Here is a 23,374-nt window from a genome sequence, read left to right as displayed (position 1 = left end):
CGACAAATTGGGATTTTCTTCCCGAATGTTCACAGTAATGGGAGACAGTACGTGAAGGCTCTCGTGCTCTCTGGGGGAGCGGGCACCCGCCTCCGTCCGATCACCCACACGTCGGCCAAGCAGCTGGTGCCCGTCGCCAACAAGCCCGTCCTCTTCTACGGCCTGGAAGCGATCGCGGAAGCCGGGATCGCGGAGGTCGGGATCGTCGTCGGCGACACCGCGGACGAGATCCGCGAGGCGGTGGGTGACGGCTCCCGCTTCGGGACCAAGGTCACGTACATCCCGCAGGAAGCACCGCTCGGCCTCGCCCACGCCGTACTCATCGCCCAGGACTTCCTCGGTGACGACGACTTCGTCATGTACCTCGGCGACAACTTCATCGTCGGCGGCATCACCGGCCTGGTGGAGGAGTTCCGCACCGAGCGGCCCGACGCGCAGATCCTGCTGACCAGGGTTCCCAATCCCACCTCCTTCGGCGTCGCGGAGCTCGACGGCGACGGCAGGGTGGTCGGCCTGGAGGAGAAGCCGAAGGAGCCGAAGAGCGATCTCGCGCTCGTCGGCGTCTATCTGTTCACCCCGGCCATCCACGAGGCAGTCCGCTCCATCGAGCCGTCCTGGCGCGGGGAGCTGGAGATCACGCACGCCATTCAGTGGCTGATCGACGGGAAGCGCGACGTCCGCTCCACCACGATCTCCGGCTACTGGAAGGACACCGGCAACGTCACCGACATGCTGGAGGTCAACCGCTCCGTCCTGGAGACCGTGCAGCCGCTGACCGCGGGCACGGTGGACGAGGCCAGCGAGATCATCGGCCGGGTCCGGATCGAGGAGGGCGCCCGCGTCAGCGGCAGCCGGGTCGTCGGCCCCGCCGTCATCGGCAGCGGTACGGTGGTCAACGACTCGTACGTGGGCCCCTTCACCTCCGTCTCCGAGGACTGCCGGATCCAGGACAGCGAGATCGAGTACTCCATCGTGCTGCGTGGTTCGTCGGTGACCGGAGTGCGGAGGGTCGAGGCCTCGCTCATCGGGCGGGACGTCGAGGTGACGCCCGCTCCCCGTAACCCGAAGGCCCACCGGCTCGTGCTCGGTGATCACAGCAAGGTGCAGATCTCTTCATGACGGCCCCTTCCTCTCCCGCCCACCCGGCCCGGACTTCTCCCGCCCAGCCGACCCGGATCCTGGTGACCGGCGGCGCCGGCTTCATCGGCTCGCACTACGTCCGTACGCTGCTCGGCCCGCAGGGCCCCGGTGACGTCGCGGTCACGGTCCTGGACAAGCTGACGTACGCGGGCAACCCGGCCAACCTCGACGTGGTGCGCGCCCACCCGGACTTCGCCTTCGTGCAGGGCGACATCTGCGACCCCACGCTCGTCGGCAAGCTGATGGCCGAGCACGACCAGGTCGTGCACTTCGCCGCCGAGTCGCATGTGGACCGCTCCATCGACGGCGGCGCCGAGTTCGTCCGCACGAACGTGGTCGGCACGCACACGCTCATCGACGCGGCGCACCAGGCCGGCGTCAAGACCTTCGTGCACATCTCCACCGACGAGGTCTACGGCTCGATCGACGAGGGCTCCTGGCCCGAGACCCACCCGCTGGAGCCCAACTCGCCGTACTCCTCGGCGAAGGCCTCCAGCGACCTGATCGCGCTGTCGTACCACCGCACCCACGGCCTGGACGTCCGCGTCACCCGCTGCTCCAACAACTACGGGCACCACCACTTCCCCGAGAAGGTCATCCCGCTCTTCGTGACCAACCTCCTCGACGGCAAGAAGGTCCCGCTGTACGGCGACGGCGGCAACGTCCGCGACTGGCTGCACATCGACGACCACGTCCAGGGCATCGAACTGGTCCGCACCAAGGGACGCGCGGGCGAGGTCTACAACATCGGCGGCGGCACCGAACTCTCCAACAAGGAGCTCACGGGACTGCTGCTCGAGGCGTGCGGCGCCGACTGGGAGACCAGCGTCGAGTACGTCGAGGACCGCAAGGGTCACGACCGCCGCTACTCCGTCGACTGCACGAAGATCCGCGAGGAGCTCGGCTACGAGCCGCGCAAGGACTTTCGTGAAGGTCTTGCCGAGACCGTGCAGTGGTACCGCGACAACCGCGCCTGGTGGGAACCGCTCAAGGAGCGCGCTGCTCTTGACTGACGCGCGCCGCCCGCCTCTCCGGGCCCGGGTCCGCCCCGGGCCCGTTCAGGCGTTCCGCGCGTTGCCCGGACCCCGGCGGTGACCCGCGCCATCCTGCACAGAGGACGAGAAGAGGCATGAATCCGACACCGGAACAGGCAGGTGCCCCGGCCGGCTGGCTGGTCACCGGAGCGGGCGGCATGCTCGGCCAGGACGTGCTGGCCGTGCTGGCCGCCGAGGGCGAGCGGTCCGTCGCGCTGGACCGTGCGGCGCTCGACCTCACCGACCCCGCGGCCGTACACGAGGCGCTGGACCGGCACCGGCCCGCCGTGGTCGTCAACTGCGCGGCCTGGACCGCCGTGGACGACGCCGAGACCCGCGAGGCCGAGGCGCTGAGGATCAACGGCGACGGCCCGGCCCACCTCGCCGCCGCCTGCGCCCGCACCGGTGCCGTCCTGCTCCACGTCTCCACCGACTACGTCTTCGCCGGTGACGCCACCGCCCCGTACGCCGAGGACGCCCCCACCGCCCCGCGCAGCGCCTACGGCCGTACCAAGCTCGCCGGCGAGCGGGCCGTCCTGCAGACCCTCCCGGACCGCGTCTACGTGGTCCGCACGGCCTGGCTGTACGGCACCGGCGGCACCAACTTCGTCCGCACCATGATCCGCCTGGCGGACGTGCGGGAGACCCTGGACGTCGTGGACGACCAGCGTGGCCAGCCCACCTGGAGCGCCGACCTGGCCGCACTGCTGACCGCCCTGGGACGCGGCGCCCTGGCCGGCACCGCCCCGGCCGGCGTCTACCACGGCACCAGCTCCGGCGAGACCACCTGGTACGGCTTCACCCGGGAGATCTTCCGCCTGCTCGGCACCGACCCGGACCGGGTCCGCCCCACCACCAGCGAGGCCTTCACCCGCCCCGCTCCCCGCCCCACCTACAGCGTCCTCGGCCACGACCGGTTCGCCGGGGCCGGCATCGAGCCGCTGCGCGACTGGCGCGCGGCTCTCACCGAGGCGTTCCCGGAGATCCTCCGGGTCCACGAGAAGGAGAACTCGGCGTGACAGTCAAGGTCAGCGTCGTCATCGCGGTCTACAACCCCGGCAAGTACGTCGAGGACTGCATCTCGGGCCTGCTGCGGCAGAGCCTCACCCCTGACGAGTTCGAGGTCTTCTTCGTCAACGACGGCTCCACCGACGAGACCCCCGCCCGGCTCGACCAACTGGCGGCCGAACACCCCCACTTCCACGTCATCCACCAGGAGTCCTCCGGCTGGTCCGGCCGCCCCCGCAACACCGGCATCGCGGCCGCCCGCGGCGAGTACGTGATGTTCGCCGACCACGACGACTGGCTCGGCGACGAGGCCCTGGAGCGGATGTACGACTACGGCAAGGCGAACGACGCCGATGTGGTCGTCGGCAAGATGGCGGGCATCGGCCGTCCGGTCCCGCAGGAGCTGTTCCGGGTCAACCGGCCGCGCGCCACGGTGGAGAACGCGCCGCTGATCGACAGCCTCACCCCGCACAAGATGTTCCGCCGGGAGTTCCTGAACGAGCACGACATCCGCTTCAAGGAAGGCCGCCGCCGCCTGGAGGACCACGTCTTCGTCGCCGAGGCGTACCTGCGGGCCAAGAGCGTCGCCGTCCTCAGCGACTACCTGTGCTACTACCACATCACCCGGGACGACGGCTCCAACGCCGGCTTCCAGCGCTTCGACCCGGTCGGCTACTTCAAGAACCTCCGCGAGGCCCTCGACGTGGTCGAGGAGCTCACCGAGCCGGGCCCGCTGCGCGACAAGCTGTTCAGCCGCTGGCTGCGCAACGAGATGGTCGAGCGGCTGCGCGGCCAGCGCCTCCTCAAGCTCCCCGAGGACTATGCCGAGGAGCTCTACCGCGAGATCCGCGGCGTGGTCACCGAGCGCTTCGGACCGGGCGTCGTCGCCCGTCTCGGCCTCACCCAGCGGGTCGTCGCCGGACTGGTCTTCGCAGGCCGCTTCGATGACATCCGGGCGCTCGCCCGGTGGGAGGCCGGGATCAGGCCCACCGGCGTTCTCACCTCCCTGAACTGGTCCAGCGGCACCCTGGAGATCGGCTTCGACGCCGAGCTGCAGACCGACGGCGAGCCGATGACCTTCCGCCGGGACGGCGAGCGCGACCAGCTCGCCCTGCCCCTGTCCGACGAGGCGCTGAATGCCCTGGCCGACCAGGGCATCAAGCTGGACGCGCCCCTGGGCAAGAGCGACGTGGACCTGGTGGTCCGGCACCGCGAGGACGCCACGCAGTACTACCTCCCCGTCAAGAGCGAGCGGCATCTCCTGCCCGCCGGGGACGGCACCTTCCGCCAGCAGATCACCGCGCGGTCCGAGCTCGACCCGCAGACCGCGGCCGCGGGCGCGCCCCTGACCAAGGGCATCTGGGACCTGCACCTGCGCATCAAGTCCTGCGGCTGGAGCAAGGAGACCAGGCTCGGCTCGGTGCGCGGCGAGGACGTGGAGGCCGGGCGCCTGGCCGCGTTCACCGGTGAGCCGAGGCGGCTGGTCCTGCCGTACTGGACCGACGGGCCCGGCAATCTCTCCCTCGACGTCGACCAGCACACCGGCAAGCTGGAGCGCGAGGCGGTGGCGCTGATGGACCCGGCCGCGGCCGTGGTCGACGGCTCCACCGTCCGGCTCCCGCTGCCGCTGCACCTCGCGGTGGAGACCGGGGATCCGGTGCGGCTGCGCTTCGAGCGCAAGAACGTGGGCAAGTTCCCCGCCGACGCCGAGGTGGACGGCCGTACCGTGACCGCCCCGCTGCCGCTGGCGCAGCTCACCGGGCGCCGCTGGGCGGTCCGGATCGGCGTGCCGTCCCCCGCCCGCGGCGAGGCACGCTGGACCAGGCTCCCGGTCGACGTGGTGGTGGCCGCCGACGGCACGGCCCGGGTGATCGACCGGCACACCCCGCCGGCCAAGTCCGCCGCGAAGGACGCGCAGAACGCGAAGAACAAGCCCGCCGCGCCGCGCCCGCTGTGGCGGCGGGCCGCCGGGCGCCTCAAGCGTGCCCTGACCAACCCGCAGAAGAAGAGCTGAACGAGCTGAGGATCCCTGCGATGCGACCCCTTTCGATTTCCGGCGCCTGGGTGCACGAGCCGAAGGTCTTCCCCGACGGCCGGGGCAGCTTCCACGAGTGGTTCAAGGCCCCGCTCTTCACCGAGGCGGCCGGCCACCCGCTCACCCTGGCCCAGGCCAACATGTCCGTCTCCAGCCGGGGCACCCTGCGCGGTATCCACTTCGCGGACGTGCCGCCCGGCCAGGCCAAGTACGTCAAGTGCGTGCGCGGCGCGGTCCTCGACGTGATCGTGGACATCCGGACCGGCTCGCCCACCTTCGGCCGGTGGGAGGCGGTCCGCCTCGACGACCGCGACCACCACGCGGTCTACCTCTCCGAGGGCCTCGGCCACGGCTTCATGGCCCTCGAGGACGACGCCACCGTGATATACCTCTGCTCCGAGGGCTACGCCCCCGAGCGCGAGCACGGCATCCACCCGCTCGACCCGGCCCTCGGCATCGACTGGCCCGCGGGACTGCCCCCGCTGCTGTCCGCCAAGGACGCGCAGGCGCCCACCCTGGACCGGGCCCGCGAACAGGGCCTGCTGCCCTCCTACGAGGAGTGCGTGGCCTACCGGGAGAGCCTCGGCCGCTGAGGCCCGGTTTGACCCCCCTGGCCTGGCCCCGTAACCTTGACCGTCGGCGTGTCGACTGACGTGCCACATCCCCGTAAACCTCTTCCTCCCGGACACGGGTCGTGACCGGGAGAGGTCGTCCGTGTATGTCGCAGGGCGGCTGGCCTGCGGGGGTGCCGTTCCCGAGCGAGAGAGTGAGATCCGCGTGTACGCCATCGTGCGCAGCGGTGGTCGCCAGCACAAGGTTGCTGTCGGCGACATCGTTGAGGTTGACAAGATTTCCACCGCCAAGGTTGGCGACACGGTCGAGCTCTCGACCCTGCTCGTTGTCGACGGCGACGCTGTGACCAGCGACCCGTGGGTGCTGGCCGGCATCAAGGTCCAGGCCGAGGTCGTGGACCACCACAAGGGCCAGAAGATCGACATTCTGCGCTACAAGAACAAGACCGGTTACCGCCGTCGCCAGGGCCACCGCCAGCAGTACACGGCGATCAAGGTCACTGAGATCCCCGCGGCTGCGAAGTAAGGGACTGAGGAGAAATGGCACACAAGAAGGGCGCATCGTCCACCCGGAACGGTCGCGACTCGAACGCCCAGCGGCTCGGCGTGAAGCGCTTCGGCGGTCAGGTCGTCAACGCGGGTGAGATCCTGGTCCGTCAGCGTGGCACCCACTTCCACCCGGGCGCCGGCGTCGGCCGTGGCGGCGACGACACGCTGTTCGCGCTGCAGGCCGGTTCGGTGCAGTTCGGCACCAGCCGTGGCCGCAAGGTCGTGAACATCGTTCCGGTCGCCTGAGCTCAGGCCTGGACCGAACACTTCGCGAGGCGGACCTCACTTTCCTGGTGGGAAGGCGGGTCCGCCTTTCGCTTGTCATCTACAAGACCCATCTCAGACCCATCTCAAGAACTATCTCGTACGTCTCTGGAGGCACTGCCCATGACCACCTTCGTGGACCGCGTCGAGCTGCATGTCGCCGCGGGTAACGGAGGCCACGGCTGTGCCTCCGTGCATCGTGAGAAGTTCAAGCCGCTGGGCGGGCCGGACGGCGGCAACGGCGGGCGCGGCGGGGATGTGATCCTCACCGTCGACCAGTCCGTCACAACGCTTCTCGACTACCACCACTCCCCGCACCGCAAGGCCACCAACGGCAAGCCCGGCGAGGGCGGCAACCGCTCCGGCAAGGACGGGCAGGACCTGGTGCTGCCGGTGCCGGACGGCACGGTGGTGCTGGACAAGGCGGGCCACGTGCTCGCCGACCTGGTCGGGCACGGCACGTCGTACGTCGCCGCGCAGGGCGGCCGGGGCGGGCTCGGCAACGCGGCGCTGGCCTCCGCGCGGCGCAAGGCGCCGGGGTTCGCGCTGCTGGGTGAGCCGGGGGATCTGCGGGACATCGTCCTGGAGCTGAAGACGGTCGCCGACGTGGCGCTGGTGGGGTATCCGAGTGCGGGGAAGTCCTCGCTGATCTCGGTGCTGAGCGCGGCGAAGCCGAAGATCGCCGACTATCCCTTCACGACGCTGGTGCCGAACCTGGGTGTGGTGACGGCCGGGTCGACCGTGTACACGATCGCGGACGTGCCGGGGCTGATTCCCGGGGCCAGCCAGGGCAAGGGGCTGGGGCTTGAGTTCCTGCGGCATGTGGAGCGGTGCAGTGTGCTCGTGCACGTGCTGGACACCGCCGCGCTGGAGTCCGACCGGGACCCGGTGTCCGACCTCGATGTCATCGAGGCGGAGCTGCGGGAGTACGGCGGGCTGGACAACCGGCCGCGGATCGTCGTGCTGAACAAGACCGACGTGCCGGACGGCAAGGACCTCGCCGAGATGGTGCGGCCGGATCTGGAGGCGCGGGGGTACCGCGTGTTCGAGGTGTCCGCGGTGGCGCACATCGGGCTGAAGGAGCTGTCGTACGCGCTGGCGGAGCTGGTGGCCAAGGCGCGGGCGGCCCGGCCGAAGGAGGAGGCGACGCGGATCGTCATCCGGCCGAAGGCGGTCGACGATGCCGGGTTCTCTGTCGTGCGGGAGGCCGACGGGCTGTACCGGGTGCGGGGGGAGAAGCCCGAGCGGTGGGTGCGGCAGACCGACTTCAACAACGACGAGGCGGTCGGGTATCTCGCGGATCGGCTGAATCGGCTCGGGGTGGAGGAGGAGCTGATGAAGGCCGGGGCCCGGGCCGGGGATGGCGTGGCCATCGGGCCCGAGGAGAACGCGGTGGTCTTCGACTGGGAGCCGTCTGTGATGGCCGGGGCGGAGATGCTGGGGCGGCGTGGGGAGGATCACCGGCTGGACGAGTTGCGGCCGGCTGCGCAGCGGAGGCGGGAGCGGGATGCTGAGCGGGACGACGCGGAGCGGGAGTACGACGACTTCGAACCGTTCTGATGAAGCTGCCGCCCCCGGACCCCCGCTTCGGCCTGAACGGCCTCGTCCGCAAACGCCGGGCGGGCTGAATTTTTCCGGCCGGCACCGAGAAGTGCCGGCCCGCTGCTGAGGCTGCGCCCCCGCCTTGGGTGGGGGCTGGGGATGGTGTGACTCGTCCGCTGGGGACGGACGGGGCGGGAGCGCGGTGTGTCCTGTGCCGCGCGGGCACTGAATGTTTTTCAGCCAATTCTTGGAACCCAGCCCCTTGTGCGCCGGCCCCCTGACGAACCCCTGAACCGGCTCCGGGAGCCCCGACCCGGACTCTGACGGATCCCCCAAACGCCTCCCGAGCCATCGTCCTCACATCTCTTCACTCCTGTGAGGCCCTCACCGGTTCTCATCGCCTGACGCCTCGTTAGACCCGTTGTGGCCACATCCCGTTCGTCGTGTTGTTTCCGAGCCGCAACGGGTTTTCTGTTGTCTTCCTATTTGTCATGCACGCGAAGCTCGTCGTTCAGTGCGCGGACTGCCCGGGCGGCGAGCTTCGCAGTGTCCACGAGGCCCGCGAGGCAGGGGAGTTCGCCCATGACCGGAGCGATGACCGGAGCAGGATCGACCGACCGACGCCGGGTTCTGACCGCTGGCGCCGCGGTGCTCGGAGCCGCGGCCTCCGCCCAGCTGTGGCTGCCCGCCGCCGCCCGTGCCGCCGAAACCCCGCTGCCCGACGGCGTGTTCAGCCTCGGCATCGCCTCCGGCGACCCGTTGCCCGACGGCGTCGTGCTGTGGACGCGACTCGCCCCCGACCCGCTGAACGGCGGCGGCATGCCCGACCGCCCCGTGTCGGTGGAGTGGCAGGTCGCGTCGGACGAGCGGTTCAGAAGCGTCGTACGACGGGGCACCGCGCAGGCCCGGCCCGAGTACGGGCACAGCGTTCACGTGGATGTCAGGGGGCTCCGGCCGGGGCGCAGCTATTGGTACCGGTTCCGGGCGGGGGGTCAGCTGTCGGAGGCCGGGCGCACCCGTACCGCGCCCGCCCCCTCCAGCTCCGGCGGCAGCCTGCGCGTCGCGCTGGCCTCCTGCCAGAACTGGCAGCACGGCTACTTCACGCCGTACGCCGACATGCTGGAGCAGGATCCTGACATCGTTCTCTTCGTCGGGGACTACATCTACGAGTCCACGCCGTCGTCCACCGGCGTGCGGCGGCACGAGGGGGCCGGTGAGCCGTTCAGCCTCACCCAGTACCGCAACCGGTACGCCCAGTACCGCACCGACCCCGACCTCGCCGCGATGCACGCGAACGCCCCCTTCGTCGTCACCTTCGACGACCACGAGGTGGACAACGACTTCGCCGGCGAGATCCCCCAGGACCCGGACAAGCAGTCGCACGACGCGTTCGTGGCCCGGCTCACCGCGGCCTACCAGGCGTACTACGAGCACATGCCGGTGCGGGCGGCCGCCGTACCCAACGGGCCGCACATCCGGATGTACCGCCGCCTGGAGTTCGGCCGGCTGGCCCGGCTCAACGTGCTCGACACCCGGCAGTACCGCAGCGACCAGGCCACCACCCAGGACGGTGCCCAGGACCCGAAGCTGACCATGCTGGGTGCGCAGCAGAAGCAGTGGCTGCTGGGCGGGCTGCAGAACTCGCCCGCGCGCTGGAACCTGATCGCCTCTCAGATCATGATGGCCGAGACGGACCTCCAGGTCGGCCCCGGCAAGCTCTGGTTCTACGACGCCTGGGACGGCTACCAGGTCGAACGCAACCAGTTCCTGAAGGAGTTCAAGGGCGTCCGCAACCCGGTCGTCCTCACCGGCGACCGCCACCTGACGATGATCAGCGATCTGAAGGAGGACTACGCCGACCCTGGATCCGCGGTCGTCGGCGCGGAGTTCGTCGGTACGTCCATCTCCAGCAACGGCGACCAGGACCAGGACGCCTTCCGCAGGGAGTGGGACCCGCGGATGCCGGACAACCCGCACTGGAAGCTACTCGACGCCCACCGTGGCTACCACCTGCTCGACGTCCGCCGTGACGGCATCGACGCACGGGTGCGGATCGTGGACACCGTACGGCAGCCGAAGTCGACGCCCAGCACGCTGGCCAGGCTGCGGGTGGACGCGGGCCGCCCCGGCGTCCGGGTCGTCTGACCACCCCTGAACCCACCCACCCCTGAACCCACCTACCCCTGAACCCACCGAACCCCCTGGGACTCACTCTGTCCCAGGGGGTTCTCAGGGAGTGCCTACGGTTGGAGGAACGGAACCGCCTGCCGACGTCGGCGTCCTGGCTGTGGGCCGCCCCGGCCCCGTGGACGGCCGCGGCGGCCCTCGCCGGCACCACCCCGTTCCAGAAGGGTGACGCTGAAGAAGGACAAGCCGGCGAACTGACGGGCCGCGGCCTGGTCTCCTCGAAGCCGAGCTGACCGCCAGTCAGCTCGGCGGGAATTTACCGAGGAACCCCAGCACGGCTATTGTTTCTACCGCCGCACCCACCAGGAAGTACACCGCAGCGAACAGGCGCGTCCGCCATATCAAGGAGTGCCGGTCAGGCACCTGATGAGGGGAAGCGGAGTAGAAGAACCGCATCATACGGGTGCCGTATTCGCGCGGATTGAACCCGAGCACGTAGGCTACGCCCCAAAAAAACGCACCACCGGCGGCCGCTAGAAAGAAGGGGGCCGATCCTGGATCCCCCGTCTGATTTGCCAAACCCACAACTTCCTCCTCAAGAATTGCGTTCCGGGGGGCGCTTGAGCCCCCCCCGGAACTCTTAACACTTCAGCGAGCGCAGCCTGTGGAAACTACCACGCAAAGGTGTAGTCGATGTTCACACTCGCGTCAATTCCAGTGACGAATCCAACACCCGCTTCGGCGGTATAGGCGCCACCACCGTGCGGTCCCGTGGTGGCAGGCGCTTCGGGTGTGATTTCGTCGGGGGTGTCGATAGGAACTCACCCGTCAATGTAGCCGCCAACGACTTCACCTCCGGCGAATTCGGCATCGACGCCCCACCCTGACAATTCTGTGTAGCTTTCGACGTTGCTCGCCACGACTCCCCTAGACGCCGACCCACCGATGCCGAGCTGTGGGCCGATGGAGAGTGTGCTACCGCTCTCGCCGTTATCCGAGCTCATGCTGCAGTATTCGAAACCCAAACCGACGAGGAACGAGAACGAAGCGTTGTAGCAGTCTCCAGTGGTGTGTACGTCAGCATTGCTCGAATTGTTCTTCCAGGCGTACGGCGACACCGTCGAGCAGACGCTCTTTCCCCTTCCGATCGGCTGATTGCAGACCTGTCGAGTGGTCTTCTGCGCCGCGTCCGCGTGATCGCCGTAACCGGTGACCGCCGGAACCGACTCGGTCGGGCTCTCGTCGGCCGGCACGTCCTCCTCCGGAATGCCCTTGGACTTGTTGGGGCACCCCATGTACCCGTACGTGCACAGGAAATCGCGGTCCGAGTCGGAAAGCGTCGGGGTCTTGTCCTCGTAACAGCCGCTCGAGCCCCAGCACTCATGGCCGTCGATCTCGATCCGGCTGACCGGGTTGCCGCCGGTGAAGGCGTACCGGTTGCCGGTCACCGCGTCCACGCCCAGGCGCATGTCCGACAGCGCGCCGTTGTACATATCCCGGGTGGTGAAGCGGTTGATGTCAGGCCGGTAGTCGCGGAATCCCATGTCGTACGTCTGAGAGTCCACGTCCCAGCGCTTGCCGTTGAACCGGTAGGCGTTGTACGGCTCCCGCGTCGGGTCGGTCGCCACCGGCTTGTCGATTCCCGTGTACTCGGAATCGTCGTCGTTGCCGTACGACTCGCCCCGGACGTTCTGGCTGATGACGTTGGCGTTGTTGTCGTGGACGTACGACTCCGTCCCCGCACCGTTGCCGGTCTTGGTCACCTGCTTGATGCGGTCGACCGGGTCATAGGTGTGGTCGGTGGTCGAGTCGAGGTACGCGCCGGTGCTGTCGGCGTTCATCTTCTTCGCCACGTCCTGCGACCGGTTGCCGTTCGCGTCGTAGCTGTACGTGTGCGAGGCGACCAGCGTGCCGTTGCTCTTCTTCTCGGTCTGGGACTTGATCGCTCCGTTGAGGTAGTAGGTGTAGTCGACCGTGTTGTTGTCGGCCTTGGTCTCCATGAGCTTCTGGCCGCGGTCGGTGTAGGTGAAGGCCGTGACGTTCGGAGTGGCATCCGACGCGGAGTCGCCCACCTTGACCGTCTTGACCAGCTCGCGCAGGTCGTATTCGTACTTCGTGTACTGGTCCGGGTGCGTGACCGTGTCGGGCTGCCCATTGGCGTCGTAGGTGAAGGACGTCGCATCTTCGTCGACAAGTGCGGCACCGTCTTCGAGGGCCGCGCCGGCGGCACCGACCAGCGCGTGCGCGGCGCCCACACCTACGGCTTCAACGGCATCTCCGCCGGCATCTCCCTGCTCGGCGACTACGAGAACGGCGGCACCCCCACCACCGCGGCCAAGCAGGCCATCGCCGACCTCGCCGCCTGGAAGCTCGGCCTGGACGGCGTCGACCCGCAGGCGAAAGTGACCCTCACCGCGGCCGGCGACACCGGCGTGTACCAGACCGGCGAGAAGGCCACCCTCAACACCATCTCCGGCCACCGCGACGGCTACGCCACCCTCTGCCCCGGCCAGAAGCTGTACGACGCCCTCCCCGAGATCCGCTACCACCGCCGGCGCCTCCCACTACGCCGCACACTGACCCCCGCACAACTACTCCAGCGCACCACCGCCCCGGGAGCCGACCCATGGCCCCGGGGCGGCCGTTGCGGCAGGGAGCAGTACGGGCGATGCAGCGGCCGGGGGTGAGGGGACGGCCGGGCCGCCGAGGTAGTGCCCGTCGCGGGCGTAGGGCCAGGCATCGGCCACGCAGCCGTTCAGACCGTGCAGCAACACAACGGCGGGATAAGCCGGGGGAAGGGCACCAGGCTGCTGCGCGTCTTCGAGACGTTGCTGGGGCTCCCGGAGAAACTCCTGCACCTTTCCGGACGCGGCAAATCGTTCCCCCAACCCCTCGCCGAGACCGAAATGCTGCGGAACCTTAACAGAATTCCGAGCCAATGAACCGCCCGCCGAGCTGTATTCCGGGCTCGCCCGCGACGGCGCCGTGATGCATATGAAGAATGCGTGCAGTCCCTCGCCCTGGACGTGAAGATCTCCATACTCAAAGTGGCGGCCTGGCCGGCCGGGCGGATCCGCGAGTCGGGTGTGCGGGTCGTCGGCAACCTGGAGCTGCTCTCCCTCGCGCCCCGGTCCCCGGCCCCGGCGCGGTGTCGTTGAGCCGCCGTCATGTCACGCACCGCTATGGTGAGCGCGCTGTGGAGTTACTCACAGCAATTTCACGGCGGGTTCGACGCACGGGGCTCGTAGGACTCGTTCATGACCAGGAGTACAAGGTGAATGACAGGTTGCGCGCACATATGTGGCAGAGGTCGCTCACCTTGCACTGCGGTAACCACAAGTGGGATCATTTCCGGGTTCCCTGTCGCCCCAAGGTAGGTCACTTGTGTCCCAGCGCATAGCCAAGCCCCGTACCACCGCAGTGATCCTGGCCGGTGGTACCGGCCAGCGGGTGGGTCTGTCGATCCCCAAGCAGCTGCTGAAGATCGCCGGCAAGGCAGTCATCGAGCACACCCTGACCACCTTCGAGAACGCCGACTCGATCGACGACGTCATCGTGCTGATGGCGCCGGGCTATGTGCCCGACGTCGAGAAGATCGTCGCCAAGGCCGGGTTCCGGAAGGTCTCGAAGATCATTGAGGGCGGCTCGACGCGGAACGAGACCACCGAGCGCGCGATCTCCGCGCTGGGCGAGGGCCTGGCCGAGGGCGAGGACCTCAACGTCCTCTTCCACGACGCCGTGCGCCCCCTGCTGTCGCAGCGCGTCATCGACGACTGCGTGGCCGCGCTGGACCGCTACCAGGCCGTCGACGTGGCGATCCCGTCCGCGGACACCATCATCGTCACGCGCACGCACGGCGAGGACGGCGAGTTCATCACGGAGATCCCGGACCGCTCCCGGCTGCGCCGCGGCCAGACCCCGCAGGCCTTCAAGCTGTCCACGGTCGAGCGAGCCTACGAGGTCGCCGCAAACGACCCCAACTTCCAAGCCACGGACGACTGCTCGGTCGTACTCAAGTACCTGCCGGACGTGCCGATCCACGTCGTCGCGGGCGACGAGTACAACATGAAGGTCACCCAGCCCGTCGACGTGTTCATCGCCGACAAGCTGTTCCAGCTCGCCTCCACCGCGGCGCCCGAGCAGAACGGCGAGGAGGCCTACCGCCAGCTGCTGACCGGCAAGACCGTTGTCGTCTTCGGCGGTTCGTACGGCATCGGCAAGGACATCGGCGAACTCGCCGAGTCCTACGGCGCCAAGGTGTACGCGCTGGGCCGCTCCACCACCGGCACGCACGTGGAGAACCCGGAGGAGGTCGACGACGCGCTGTCCAAGGCGTACGCCGAGACCGGGCGCATCGACTACGTCGTGAACACCGCGGGCGTGCTGCGCATCGGCAAGCTGGCCGAGACCGACAACGCCACCATCGAGGAGGCGCTGAAGGTGAACTACCTGGCGCCGGTGCAGATCGCCCGCTCCTCGTACAAGTACCTGTCCGAGACCAAGGGCCAGCTGCTGCTGTACACCTCCAGCAGCTACACCCGGGGCCGCGCCGAGTACAGCCTGTACTCGTCGACCAAGGCCGCCATGGTGAACCTCACCCAGGCCCTGTCCGACGAGTGGGCCGGCGACGGCATTCGGGTGAACTGCATCAACCCCGAGCGCACCGCCACGCCGATGCGGACCAAGGCTTTCGGCCAGGAGCCCGCGGGCACGCTGCTGTCCTCCGAGGCCGTGGCCCGGACCTCGCTCGACGTGCTGCTTTCCGAGCTCACCGGGCATGTCATCGACGTGCGTCAGCAGGACCCGACGGCCGACGCGACCCGGGCCTCCGGGTTCGAGGCGGCGCTGGCCGGAGTGCTCGACCGCCAGGACGGCGTGGCATAATCAACTTCAAATAGCCAACTGCCATTCAGGCCTCTGTGGCTGCCCGTTCGGGGAGCATTCACGGAGGCCTGAGTCCGTACATTTCCCGGAGCGGGCACAGGCCGTTTTCCGGACGCTTCGGCTTTGACAACCCGGCACCCCTCCCAGAGCAGGTTCTCCGTGATAACCACCGCTATTCGCGTCGCCCGGGTGGGCAGTGCGGCCGAACTGGCCGCGGCGGTCCTCATGATGCTGGGCTTCCCCTGCCTCATGCTGGCCGCGCTCGTCCCGAGCGTCCCCGCCTTCGCGGCCGCGGCGGCCGTGACGTACCTGGCGGACCACTATCTGCACCGCAAGGGCAGTTATCTGGTCAACCGCCTCAGCAAGGTGCGGGCCGGCCTGTCGATCCGCTTCCTCATCCGGCAACTGCTGCTGATCCTGCTGCTGGCCCGGCTGTCCCTCGCGGACAACCTGATCTACTACGGCGCGATCGCCTGCTTCATCGCCTTCTACGGCCTCCAGGCCCCGCACGGCGCCCTGGCCACGCTGATCCGCAACCGCCGCCGGATGCCGGTCGCCACCCGCAACGTCGACCTGGCCTCCCGCATCCGTATTCCGGACGCCCCGCCGCGCGGGCTGCTGCACCGCTCCGCCGAGAAGATGCTCCACCTCGACCTCGCGGCGGTCGTCGGCATACTCGTCTCCGCCCAGCTGGACTCCGCGGTGGCCGGCTTCACCGGCATCGGCGTCACGCTGGCGCTGGGGTCCGGGTACGTGCTGGCGCTGATGCGGTACGTCCGCGGGCGGAAGACCCCGCCGAGCGCCGAGAAGGTGCTCGCCGCCGTCGACGACTGGCTGCGCGAGTACAAGCCCGAGACGGTGCTGTACTTCTCCGGCTCCAAGGACTCCGCGTACCAGGTCAACATGTGGCTGGAGACCATGGAGCAGCTGGACTCCAGGCCGCTGATCATCCTGCGTGAGCGGGTCCTCCTGAACAACCTGGCGCCCACCACGGTCCCGGTCGTCTGCGTGCCCGGAGGGGTGCACCTGATGAACATGGACCTGTCCACTGTGCGCGTCGCGCTGTACGCCGCGAACGTCGGCAAGAACATCCACATGCTGCGCGTGCCCACCATGAAGCACGTCTTCATCGGCCACGGCGACAGCGACAAGCTGGCCAGCGTCAACCCGTTCAGCAAGGTGTACGACGAGGTGTGGACGGCCGGGCGCGCGGGCCGCGACCGGTACGCCATCGCCGACGTCGGCGTCCGCGACGACGACATCGTGGAGGTCGGCCGCCCGCAGCTGGCGTCGATCCAGCCCTGGCAGTGTGTGCCCGACCGCGGCGAGGCCGCCGACGGACGCAGCCCGACGGTCCTTTACGCCCCCACCTGGGAGGGCTGGGACGACAACCCCGGCAACACCTCGATCCTGCTGGCCGGCGAGAACATCGTGAAGAAGCTGGTCGAGGCCGACCCGCCGGTCCGTGTCCTGTACAAGCCGCACCCGTTCACCGGTACCCGCAGCCCGCAGGCCAAGGCCGCCCACCAGCGCATCACGGCCCTGGTCGAGAAGGCCGCCGCCGAGCGCGCCGCCGACGCCCGCTTCACCGCCGACAGCGCCGCCCTGGAGCAGGCCAGGGCCGAGCTGACCCGGATCGAGGCCCGGCTCGCCGAGCTGTCCGGCACCGGCGGCGACAAGGGCGACGAGGCCGAGGCCACCCGTGACGGGCTGGTCGACGTGCACAAGCACGAGGAGATCGCCCGGCTGCGCGGCGAGTGGGACGACGCTTACTGGCGGACCTTCCCGGCCTGGGAGCACCGGGTCGTCACGGGCGCCGAGCCGCGCCTGTACGACTGCTTCAACGTCTCCGACGCGATGGTCTCCGACATCTCCAGCGTGGTCTCCGACTTCATCGCCAGCGGCAAGCCGTACGCGGTCACCGACTCGGCCGGGCTGGGCGTCGAGGAGTTCAGGCGGCAGAACACCGCGGTGCGGGCGGCGGTGATCCTGTCCAACAGCGCTGCCGAGCTGGGCGGGCTGCTGGACGCCGTACGCGACCCGGCCGCCGATCCGCTGGCGGAGGACCGGGGGGAGCTCAAGCGGTACCTGCTGGGGCCGGACGAGCCGACGTCCATCGACCAGTTCAACACGGCGGTGGCGAACCTCGCGATCAAGGCCGAGACCCGCAACGTCGGCCAGGAGTCACGGGCGGCGGCCGGAGCCGGCGAGTCCGAGCTGGCGAACGCGGTGCCCGTACAGCGGGCGACCGCGACCGGCGAGACGGACCGGCCGGCGTGACCCAAGGCTGAACGGCCACATACGGACATTCAGGGCTCGGCCCCGGGGATTTCTCCCCGGGGCCGAGCCTTTTTCGCCTTCTCACCGTATTTACCGATCGGTGAGGCAACCGCTTGCTCCGATCACCCGTCTACTAGGTCGCCATTGGGTGGCGAATGAAGAGATACGGGGAATATCCCGTGACGAGGGGGGAACGTGACCGTCCCGCAGCCTGATGTCAGCGTGATCATCGGGGCGTACGAAGCGATGCCGTACCTGGTCGAGTGCCTGGCATCCGTCGAGGCGCAGACCCTGGATGCGGCCCGCATCGAGATCATCGCGGTCGACGACGGCTCGACCGACGGCACGGGCGAGTACCTGGAGGAGTTCGCGGAGCGCGCCGCCATGCCGGTCACCGTGACCCGGCAGGAGAACTCCGGTGGCCCCAGCGGCCCGCGCAACGTCGGCCTCGGCAAGGCGACCGGGCGCTACGTCTTCTTCCTCGACGCCGACGACCGGCTGGGCCCCGAGGCCCTGGAGCGGATGACCGCGATGGCCGACCGGGCCGGCACCGACGTCGTCCTCGGCCGGGTCGAGGGCATCAACCGCAAGGCGCCCAGCTCGATGTGGGGCAGGACGGCGGAGCGCACCGATGTCTTCTCCTCCAACATCAAGTTCACGCTCAGCGCGCAGAAGCTGTTCCGCCGCGAGCTGCTGACCCGGCACAGCATGCGTTTCGACGAGTCGCTGTTCACCGGCGAGGACGCGCTGTTCACCCTGGAGGCGTACCTGCGGGCGGACGGCGTCTCCGTGGTCGCCGACCACACCTGCTACTACCTGGTGGGCCGCGACGACGGCAAGCACGTCACCAGGAGCGGCAGCTACACCCTGCGCTTCGACTCCGCGCGGGCCCTGATGAACCTGATCGCCGAGCTCGTGCCCGCCGGGGACCGCCGCGACCTGCTCATGGTCCGCCCCTTCCTCGTCACGCTGCTGCCGCAGTTCGGGCCGGTGTTCCTCAAGGACGGCGAGGAGATACGGCGGCACAAGTTCGAGCTGGCCAAGCCGCTGATGGACGCCCACTGGACGCCGGACGTGGCGCGCCGCCTCCGGGTCCACGAGCGGCTGCGGCTGCACCTGGTGGCCGAGCAGCGGCCCGACCTCCTCAAGGACGTCGTGGAGTTCGTCCGGGCCAAGAAGCAGGCGGACGCCCTCGTGGAGAGGAACGGCCGCCGCCTCTATCTCGCCTACCCGCACTTCCGCGACCGCGCGGCGGGCATACCCGACTCCGTCTACCTCGCCGAACCCCGCGAGGCCCGGGCCTTCCCCGACTACCGCGAGGGCGCCGTCGACGCCTTCGTACGCCGCGCCCTGCGCAAGGCCCGCCGCACCCTGACCTCGAAGGGCCCCAAGGGCCGCACGCCGGGGGCGCCGGGCGCACCGGGCGGGATGGCCACGGCTGCCTGACGGGCCCGACGGTCCTCGGGCTGCCGCTCGCCGGTCTTCGGCTCCCTCGGTACGAGGCGCCGCCGCGGTCCTCTCCGGCTACGGCGCGGCCGCCGCATCCGGTGCGCTCTCCTGGCGCTGGCCCGGGAGTTCCGACGCCAGGCGCTGGGTCATCCGGGCGCGGTGCTCGCGGGACGCCGTGCACAGGTCCTGGACGGCCGTGTTGAAGCGGTCCTGGGACGGCGGCTCGGCGGGGCCCAGCAGACGGAGCTTCAACTCGGCGCGGGCCCCGGCCAGTTCGTCCTTCTCCGGGTGCCGTACCGACTCCAGCAGCCCCGGCACCCCGGACGCGTCCGGCGTCAGCACGGTCGCCGCCGCCACCGTCGGGAACGCCGCGCGGAACGCCTCCTCTGGCAGCCCGCTGGTGTTCGCCACGGCGTACGGCTTCTCGCTGGCCAGGAAGTCGCTGATCACGCTCGACACATCGCTGATCAGCAGATCGGCCCGGTTGAAGCAGGCGTACAGCGCGGGCCGGACGTCCGTGACGACCTGGTGCTCCCACTCCGGCAGCGACGCCCAGTACGCCTCCTCCCACGCGGCCGTCGCCCGCGTCACCGCCGCCGCCCGCCCCGGCTCCGGCGCGGACTGCCGCAGCATCCGCTCGACATGGTCGGCACCGGAGCGGAAGACGGACGTGGTGAGCCGGTCCAACTCCGCGGTACGCCGGGCCAGTTCACTGTCGCCCGCCGGCCGGGGCCCCAACCGCTCACCGTTCGCCGCCCGGATCATCTCCCGGATGCGCAGATCGGTGGCGCCCGCGCGCGGGTCCACCGAACCCGTCAGCGGATGCGGCTTGTACAGCAGCCGTACGCCCGGGTCCGCGAGCAGCGCCCGCACGAGGTTCTCACCGGCCTCGATCACCGACGTGTTGCCCGGGTTGCCGTCCCAGCCCTCCCAGGTCGGCGCGTACAGGACCGTCGTGGAGTGTCCATCAGCGGCTCCGCCGCGGGGCCCGGCCGGCGCGCCCGCGTACGGCAGTACGACGTCCAGCTGCGGGCGGCCGATCTCCACCACGTCCTTGTCCTCGACGCCGACGTCGGCCAGCGCGTACCGCTCGCGCGCCGCGGGCCCGGCCACCCACACCTCGTCGTAGGCCTTCGCGTACGGGTTGCAGGACGACAGCTTGTCGCTCTCGCCGTGGTTGACGAAAGTGTGCTTGATCGTGGGGATGCGCAGCACCTGGGAGGTCTTGCCGGAGTTCGACGGGTGGATGAGGACCTGGAGCGTGGAGTGCTCGAGGCGCATCAGCGTGGACACCTTCGGCAGGCAGATGATTGGGAGGTCGGTCGCGGCGATCTTCTCCACCATGAAGCGTTCGCGCAGGATGACGACCGGCCTGCCGTCCAGCTCGGCGAGCGGCTCCAGCCACATGTTCGCCTGGTAGGCCGAGGAGACACCGCCGGAGAAGTACAGGCCCACGGTCGGCCGGTACTCCGCCAGCCACGCGTCGAACCAATCCAGCACCTCCTGCTCACCGGCCGGCCGGCGGCCCGGCAGCAGCCGGAGCAGCAGCGCGCCCAGGCCGGTCAGCGCGAGGACCAGGGACAGGCCGATGCCGGCCGCCGCGCACACCGCCCTGTCGGTGCCTGCCGTGGCCAGCAGGCCGGCGGTCGCCGGGAGGCCGAAGACCAGCAGCCGGTGGCCGGGGCGGCGCAGCAGCATGGGCGGGGCCGGGGACAGGCGCAGCGCGGAGGCGTCGATGTTCCGGGTCACCACGGGCAGGGTGCGGGTGCGACGGACCAGCACGGAGACCGCCTGGACCGCGCAGTGCAGCGCGTAGAAGGCGAGCAGCCCGGCGACGAGCGGGGCGTACACCGTCTCCCGGTCCTGCTCGCCGAGCCGCAGCAGGCCCACGACCAGCAGCAGGTCCCGCAGCACGTGCCGCACCGTGACGTCCGCGTGCGACTTGGCGAACAGCGACAGCACCCCGCGCTGCCACCGGTACAGGGCGCCCTCCGCGAGCAGGGAGGCGGCGGTCGCGGCCAGCAGCAGCGGCACGTGCGGCAGCAGCGCGGCCACGGCCTGCGCGGCGTACGCGGCCGACAGCGAGGCGGCGACGAGCACATGGACGGCGGTCCGCCGGCGCGGGAGACGGGGGAGGTGCAGGGGGCGTCGGAATCCGGCGGTGAGCCGTGGATGGGGCAGGAATCTGCGCACTGCGGTCGCTCCAGGGTTGTCGCGGAGGGGCGTCCGGGTTAACGCGCACCGACCACAGGACGACACGCGCGTGTCCGGACGCCGTGGAGCGGCTGCGCGGTGCTACAGGGCGACGTGCCGCTGCGGGGGTGACCGGACCGCGGGGCGGGTGGCAGGTGCGATGCCCCGCACCGCCGCATCCTCCGCCGTCAACGCCCTGGCCGGCATGACCGCGCGGCAACCCGGTTCCGGCTGGGACCGTTCCCGCCATGGCCACCCGTTGCCTGTCCGGAGGCTGGACCGATGCCCGGTCCCGGGCCCGCTTCGCGTAGATTGCCAGACAGGGCACCGGACGTCGGGTGAGGGGAAGAAACGCAAGGTGGCAGGGGTAAGGCAGGCCGTGGGTGAAGCCCGCAGGATCGTCGTCAAGGTCGGGTCCTCGTCGCTGACCACCGCGTCGGGCGGGCTGGACGCCGACCGGGTCGACGCGCTCGTCGACGTCCTCGCCAAGGTGCGCAGAGGAGACACAGGGACCCGAAGGGCCTCCGTTGAGGGTGGTGGGAGAGGGGCTGGCGGGGAGAAAGAGGTCGTGCTCGTCTCCTCCGGCGCCATCGCCGCCGGGCTCGCCCCGCTGGGCCTGCGTCGCCGGCCCAAGGACCTGGCTCGCCAGCAGGCCGCCGCCAGCGTCGGCCAGGGCCTGCTGGTCGCCCGCTACACCGCCTCCTTCGCCCGCTACGCCGTCCGCGTCGGCCAGGTCCTGCTCACCTCCGACGACATGAGCCGCCGCGCCCACCACCGCAACGCCCAGCGCACCCTGGACAAGCTGCTCGCTATGGGCGCCGTACCGGTCGTCAACGAGAACGACACCGTCGCCACCGACGAGATCCGCTTCGGCGACAACGACCGCCTGGCCGCCCTCGTCGCCCACCTCGTCCGCGCCGACCTGCTGACGCTGCTGTCCGATGTCGACGGCGTCTACGACGGCGACCCCGGCAAGCCTGGCACCTCCCGCATCGCGGAGGTGCGGACACCCGAGGACCTCGCGCACGTCGAGATCGGCAGCGCCGGGAAGGCCGGCGTCGGCACCGGCGGCATGACCACCAAGGTCGAGGCCGCCGGGATCGCCGCGGCGGCCGGCATCCCCGTGGTGCTGACCAGCGCCGTCCACGCCGCCGACGCGCTGACCGGCAAGGACACCGGCACCTACTTCCACCCCACCGGCAAGCGGTCCGCCGACCGGCTGCTGTGGCTGCAGCACGCGTCCACCCCGCAGGGCGCGCTGACGCTGGACGACGGCGCGGTGCGGGCGGTCGTGGTGGGCCGCAAGTCGCTGCTGCCGGCCGGAATCGCCGCCGTCGAGGGCGAGTTCAGCGCCGGCGACCCGGTCGAGCTGCGGGACGGCGAGGGCCGCGCGGTGGCCCGCGGGCTGGTGAACTTCGACGCCAAGGAGATCCCCCGGCTGATCGGCCGCTCCACCCGGGAGCTGGCCCGCGAACTCGGGCCCGCGTACGAACGTGAGGTCGTACACAGGGACGACCTGGTGCTCCTGCATCCGTAAGCAGATCCGGCGGCGTATCCGTTATGCGGCGATACGTCCGCCCCCGGTGGTAGACCTTCCGCAAAACCGCCACGCGATCCCGTGCGGCCTGGTCAACTTTGTCTCAGAGACACCGTCCGCACGAGTGCCGCTCGGCCATGGCTGGATCGCGACTCGACCATGGTTCGACCGGTCGCTCGACGACTGCGTAAAGGAGGCCGTCGTGAGACGAGTGCGCCCTGGGGCGGCGGCGTCCCGGAGTGGTGCCGGCTCCCGCGCGGCCGGCGAGGAGCGCGCCCTGACGAGCGTCGCGGCCGGGGACGACTTCGAGGGCGAGGAGCCCGCGGAGACGCCCCGCCTGTGGCACGTCACTCTCAGCGTCTCCGGCGACGAGGCCCCGCTGCAGGAGGTGCGGCGGGCCCTGGAGCAGCTCGCCCACGACCACCCCTTCCTGCTGACCAGCAGATACGCCAACGATCACGCGGAGATCCGGTACTGGGAGGAGGCCCGCGACCTGCACGACGCGGCCGCCGTGGCCCTGCGGCTGTGGGGCGAGCACCGCCGCACGGCCAAGCTGCCGCCGTGGGAGATCGTCGGCCTGGAGGTCATCGACCGCGCGACCTACCACCAGCGCATCTCCGAGGGCTACGGCCCGCCATCGGCGGCCCCCGTGGGCGTGCACCCGTTCTAGTACCAATGCCGTGTAGTTAGGGCTTGCCGATTAATAACTCGCTGTCTTGATCTCCGGTGGGTGGGTGAGTCCTGCCGCGCTGGCGAGGGC

Annotated in this window: 20 protein-coding genes; 17 read left to right on the top strand and 3 right to left on the bottom strand. The window is 69.9% G+C overall.

Going from position 1 to position 23,374, the window contains the following annotated elements; all coding sequences use genetic code 11:
• Nucleotides 1-51 precede the first annotated feature (51 nt).
• From H8R17_RS05375 to H8R17_RS05330, 10 genes are all read left to right on the top strand, one after another.
• Entirely contained in the window at nucleotides 52-1,119 is a 1,068-nt protein-coding gene (locus H8R17_RS05375) for a glucose-1-phosphate thymidylyltransferase (RefSeq protein ID WP_187821968.1), read from the top strand.
• On the top strand, nucleotides 1,116-2,153 hold the full coding sequence (gene rfbB / locus H8R17_RS05370; protein ID WP_187821967.1) for a dTDP-glucose 4,6-dehydratase: 1,038 nt from the start codon (nucleotides 1,116-1,118) through the stop codon (nucleotides 2,151-2,153). Before H8R17_RS05375 ends, rfbB begins: the two co-directional genes overlap by 4 nt.
• Nucleotides 2,154-2,269: 116 nt before the next feature.
• Nucleotides 2,270-3,193: a dTDP-4-dehydrorhamnose reductase gene (gene rfbD / locus H8R17_RS05365; protein WP_187821966.1), complete on the top strand. Its 924-nt coding sequence runs from the start codon at nucleotides 2,270-2,272 to the stop codon at nucleotides 3,191-3,193.
• The gene (locus H8R17_RS05360; RefSeq protein WP_187821965.1) at nucleotides 3,190-5,196 is read left to right on the top strand and encodes a glycosyltransferase; all 2,007 of its coding nucleotides are present in this window, start codon (nucleotides 3,190-3,192) and stop codon (nucleotides 5,194-5,196) included. The genes rfbD and H8R17_RS05360 overlap by 4 nt, the downstream gene beginning before the upstream one ends.
• A 20-nt stretch (nucleotides 5,197-5,216) precedes the next feature.
• Complete coding sequence (rfbC, locus tag H8R17_RS05355; protein ID WP_187821964.1) at nucleotides 5,217-5,810, top strand: dTDP-4-dehydrorhamnose 3,5-epimerase; 594 nt, start codon at nucleotides 5,217-5,219, stop codon at nucleotides 5,808-5,810.
• 184 nt (nucleotides 5,811-5,994) lie between these two features.
• Nucleotides 5,995-6,315, top strand: a complete 321-nt coding sequence (gene rplU / locus H8R17_RS05350) for a 50S ribosomal protein L21 (protein WP_004931419.1) — start codon at nucleotides 5,995-5,997, stop codon at nucleotides 6,313-6,315.
• Between the two features lie 14 nt (nucleotides 6,316-6,329).
• Nucleotides 6,330-6,584: a 50S ribosomal protein L27 gene (rpmA, locus tag H8R17_RS05345; protein WP_006132816.1), complete on the top strand. Its 255-nt coding sequence runs from the start codon at nucleotides 6,330-6,332 to the stop codon at nucleotides 6,582-6,584.
• A gap of 141 nt (nucleotides 6,585-6,725) precedes the next feature.
• Complete coding sequence (gene obgE, locus H8R17_RS05340; protein ID WP_187821963.1) at nucleotides 6,726-8,162, top strand: GTPase ObgE; 1,437 nt, start codon at nucleotides 6,726-6,728, stop codon at nucleotides 8,160-8,162.
• Between the two features lie 576 nt (nucleotides 8,163-8,738).
• Entirely contained in the window at nucleotides 8,739-10,289 is a 1,551-nt protein-coding gene (locus tag H8R17_RS05335; RefSeq protein WP_187822098.1) for an alkaline phosphatase, read from the top strand.
• A 101-nt stretch (nucleotides 10,290-10,390) separates the two neighbouring features.
• Entirely contained in the window at nucleotides 10,391-10,564 is a 174-nt protein-coding gene (locus tag H8R17_RS05330) for a hypothetical protein (protein ID WP_187821962.1), read from the top strand.
• 7 nt (nucleotides 10,565-10,571) lie between these two features.
• Here the strand turns inward: H8R17_RS05330 and H8R17_RS05325 are convergent, their stop codons facing one another.
• The gene (locus H8R17_RS05325; protein ID WP_187821961.1) at nucleotides 10,572-10,850 is read right to left on the bottom strand and encodes a hypothetical protein; all 279 of its coding nucleotides are present in this window, start codon (nucleotides 10,848-10,850) and stop codon (nucleotides 10,572-10,574) included.
• A 242-nt stretch (nucleotides 10,851-11,092) separates the two neighbouring features.
• Nucleotides 11,093-12,526: an RHS repeat-associated core domain-containing protein gene (locus tag H8R17_RS48555; protein WP_316959316.1), complete on the bottom strand. Its 1,434-nt coding sequence runs from the start codon at nucleotides 12,524-12,526 to the stop codon at nucleotides 11,093-11,095.
• Between H8R17_RS48555 and H8R17_RS46380 the strand changes: the two genes are divergently transcribed.
• From H8R17_RS46380 to H8R17_RS05295, 5 genes are all read left to right on the top strand, one after another.
• Nucleotides 12,512-12,958 (top strand): N-acetylmuramoyl-L-alanine amidase, encoded by a 447-nt coding sequence (locus tag H8R17_RS46380; protein ID WP_316959315.1) that lies wholly within the window; start codon nucleotides 12,512-12,514, stop codon nucleotides 12,956-12,958. The genes H8R17_RS48555 and H8R17_RS46380 overlap by 15 nt on opposite strands.
• A 318-nt stretch (nucleotides 12,959-13,276) precedes the next feature.
• Complete coding sequence (locus tag H8R17_RS05310; RefSeq protein ID WP_187821958.1) at nucleotides 13,277-13,429, top strand: hypothetical protein; 153 nt, start codon at nucleotides 13,277-13,279, stop codon at nucleotides 13,427-13,429.
• A gap of 226 nt (nucleotides 13,430-13,655) precedes the next feature.
• Nucleotides 13,656-15,155 (top strand): D-ribitol-5-phosphate cytidylyltransferase, encoded by a 1,500-nt coding sequence (locus tag H8R17_RS05305; protein WP_187821957.1) that lies wholly within the window; start codon nucleotides 13,656-13,658, stop codon nucleotides 15,153-15,155.
• A gap of 159 nt (nucleotides 15,156-15,314) precedes the next feature.
• Nucleotides 15,315-17,435 carry a hypothetical protein gene (locus H8R17_RS05300; RefSeq protein WP_316959314.1) on the top strand — a complete coding sequence of 707 codons (2,121 nt, stop codon included), beginning with the start codon at nucleotides 15,315-15,317 and terminating at the stop codon, nucleotides 17,433-17,435.
• Between the two features lie 195 nt (nucleotides 17,436-17,630).
• Complete coding sequence (locus H8R17_RS05295) at nucleotides 17,631-18,881, top strand: glycosyltransferase (RefSeq protein ID WP_187821956.1); 1,251 nt, start codon at nucleotides 17,631-17,633, stop codon at nucleotides 18,879-18,881.
• Between the two features lie 78 nt (nucleotides 18,882-18,959).
• Here the strand turns inward: H8R17_RS05295 and H8R17_RS05290 are convergent, their stop codons facing one another.
• Nucleotides 18,960-20,984, bottom strand: coding sequence for a hypothetical protein (locus tag H8R17_RS05290; RefSeq protein WP_316959327.1), 2,025 nt, complete (start codon nucleotides 20,982-20,984; stop codon nucleotides 18,960-18,962).
• A 451-nt stretch (nucleotides 20,985-21,435) separates the two neighbouring features.
• On the opposite strand from H8R17_RS05290, the gene proB reads away from it, so the two are divergent.
• Together proB and H8R17_RS05280 are read left to right on the top strand one after the other, a co-directional pair.
• Nucleotides 21,436-22,614, top strand: coding sequence for a glutamate 5-kinase (gene proB / locus H8R17_RS05285; protein ID WP_187821955.1), 1,179 nt, complete (start codon nucleotides 21,436-21,438; stop codon nucleotides 22,612-22,614).
• 211 nt (nucleotides 22,615-22,825) lie between these two features.
• Entirely contained in the window at nucleotides 22,826-23,284 is a 459-nt protein-coding gene (locus H8R17_RS05280) for a hypothetical protein (RefSeq protein ID WP_187822095.1), read from the top strand.
• Nucleotides 23,285-23,374: the final 90 nt, after the last annotated feature.

It is taken from the genome of Streptomyces sp. TRM68367 (assembly GCF_014495685.1).
GTDB lineage: Bacteria > Actinomycetota > Actinomycetes > Streptomycetales > Streptomycetaceae > Streptomyces.
This window is presented reverse-complemented; position numbering and strand designations above follow the sequence as displayed.

Bases quoted from the DNA above. Each gene is read 5' to 3' on its own strand.
- rfbD (WP_187821966.1), top strand. From the start codon at position 2,270: ATGAATCCGACACCGGAACAGGCAGGTGCCCCGGCCGGCTGGCTGGTC.
- rpmA (WP_006132816.1), top strand. From the start codon at position 6,330: ATGGCACACAAGAAGGGCGCATCGTCCACCCGGAACGGTCGCGACTCG.
- rfbC (WP_187821964.1), top strand. From the start codon at position 5,217: ATGCGACCCCTTTCGATTTCCGGCGCCTGGGTGCACGAGCCGAAGGTC.
- H8R17_RS05335 (WP_187822098.1), top strand. From the start codon at position 8,739: ATGACCGGAGCAGGATCGACCGACCGACGCCGGGTTCTGACCGCTGGC.
- obgE (WP_187821963.1), top strand. From the start codon at position 6,726: ATGACCACCTTCGTGGACCGCGTCGAGCTGCATGTCGCCGCGGGTAAC.
- rfbB (WP_187821967.1), top strand. From the start codon at position 1,116: ATGACGGCCCCTTCCTCTCCCGCCCACCCGGCCCGGACTTCTCCCGCC.